The sequence below is a fragment of the Ilyobacter sp. genome, from assembly GCF_041583315.1.
Lineage (GTDB): Bacteria > Fusobacteriota > Fusobacteriia > Fusobacteriales > Fusobacteriaceae > Ilyobacter.
In genome coordinates this window covers 1-2,093 of sequence record NZ_JBFHGC010000514.1, presented here as the reverse complement: position 1 = coordinate 2,093, position 2,093 = coordinate 1, and the positions used below count along the sequence as shown (strand labels likewise).

General features: G+C 30.7%; 3 protein-coding genes. All 3 read right to left on the bottom strand.

What is annotated here, in order from left to right:
- Window positions 1–663: rod shape-determining protein (locus ABZA26_RS13625; protein ID WP_372715042.1), on the bottom strand; the 663-nt coding region annotated here is incomplete at its 3' end.
- A gap of 9 nt (window positions 664–672) precedes the next feature.
- Window positions 673–1,257, bottom strand: a complete 585-nt coding sequence (locus ABZA26_RS13620; protein ID WP_372715041.1) for a nucleoside triphosphate pyrophosphatase — start codon at window positions 1,255–1,257, stop codon at window positions 673–675.
- A gap of 2 nt (window positions 1,258–1,259) precedes the next feature.
- The gene (locus ABZA26_RS13615; protein ID WP_372715040.1) at window positions 1,260–1,718 is read right to left on the bottom strand and encodes a hypothetical protein; all 459 of its coding nucleotides are present in this window, start codon (window positions 1,716–1,718) and stop codon (window positions 1,260–1,262) included.
- Window positions 1,719–2,093 lie beyond the last annotated feature (375 nt).

Below are 2,093 nucleotides of genomic sequence, written 5' to 3'. Positions count from 1 at the left end.
TATCTTAATATCTTCTGCTGTCTTTTCTCCTATAAGTAGGTCGTGTCGTTGCCTTACATATTCCCCAATGGCCACATCAAATTTATCCCCTGCAATTTTCAGTGAAGATGTTCTTACTATTCCACCTAATGAAATTACCGCTATTTCCGTAGTTCCTCCACCTATATCAACTATTAGACTTCCTTCAGGGTCAAAAACATTTATACCTACTCCAATAGCTGCTGCCATAGGTTCCTCTATTAAATAAGCAGCTCTAGCTCCTGCTTCTAAGGTTACCTCTATTACAGCTCTTCTCTCTACTTGTGAAACTCCGGCTGGGACACATATTACCACTCTAGGGCTACTAAAAAAATTTCTTTTGTGAACTCTTTTATAAAATTCACGGAGCATCTTTTCTGTTATCTCATAATCAGCTATCACACCATTTTTTAAGGGTCTTATAGCTTCACAACTATCAGGAGTTCTTCCTATCATTTTTTTCGCTTTTTCCCCTACAGCAATTATATCTTTTGTTCTTGCATTTATAGAAACTACTGATGGTTCATTTAATACTACCCCTTTATTTTTTACACACACCAATGTATTTGCTGTCCCTAAATCTATACCTAGGTCCTCTGAAAAAATCCCAAACATATTTTTAGTAAACTTTAATAGTTTTAACATTTTATCCTCCTACAACTCTATTATGTTTTGTATATTTATTCCATGATCTTTTAGGTCAGCTACAAATTTGGAAATCGGAAATCCCATGACATTATAAAATTCACCTTCTATCCTATCAATAAGTATTCCTGCTCCTACACCTTGTATCCCATAAGACCCAGCTTTATCCAATGGTTCTCCTGTTTCTATATACCATTCTATCTCTTGTTTCGATATTTTTTTAAACTTTACAACAGTTTTATCAAAATTAGATATAAATATTTCCTTATTTTTATTTATCAAGGAATAAGCTGTTATAACTTCATGTGTTTTTCCAGATAGACTCGTAAGTGTTGTAAAGGCCTCCAAACTATCTTGGGGTTTCCCCAAGATCTTTCCATCTAAGATCACTACAGTATCCGCTGACAATACAAACTCATTTGGATAACTCTTAGCTACTTCTATCCCTTTTTTTACCGCTATGTCCACCACTTGTTCTACTAAATTTTCTTTGTCACTTATTTCTTCTATTTCAGCAGAAACAACCTTTATTTCTTTAATCCCAAAATTACTTAGAATCTCAAATCTTCTAGGCGATTTAGAAGCTAGTATCATCTTTACACCTCTTCTGTTTTAAATTTAAAGTTTAACTGCCCTTGGGCCACCTTTTCTGTTTCATCTATCTTATCCTCTTTATTTATCTTTTCTTTTTTTAATTCTTTTTCATCTATTATATCTATCCCAATGATATTTAGTTGTTTTTCAATGGATCTTTTTTTCTTTCTCTCCATCTCTTTTTTCAACTGTAAAATTTTTTCTTTCCTTTGTTTTTCATTTGTTTTTTCAATTATACTTTGTTTTTTTCTCTCTATTATTTCACGTTTTTCTTTTTCTAAAATTTGTTTTTTTATTCTTTTTTTCTCTTTTATTAACTTTCTTATTTCTTTCCGTTTTTTACGATTTTCTTTGGAGTGATATGCAAGAGTCCTTCTAACGATATTTCCCACTATCTTTCCAAAAAGTATAAACGAGGAAAAAAATAATATTATCCCCGTAATCGCAATATTAATATCCACAGATACTAAAAAATAAAATTTATACAGGATCATCGTTATTAACATCCCTAGGTTTTTGTATACATAGAGATATATGAATATTTTTTTATCCAAACCCTCTTTTTCCAAATTTGCCACATAAAATAACAATTGAAGATTCCACAGACAGATAAAAAAAACAAAGAAAAAATTAAGCCTCATTAAAAAGACTGTTCTTTTATTTAAATCTAATATAAAATCCGATAAGATAGCAAATATCAAATATGGAATTAAGACAAGTCTAAAGCCTCCTAATACTTCTCCTAAACCCTCATAGGTTCCGTTTAAATACATTTTTTTTCCATCTGCAGCATAAATAGATATCAAGAATATTATTAAAATAATTTTGAGTAATAT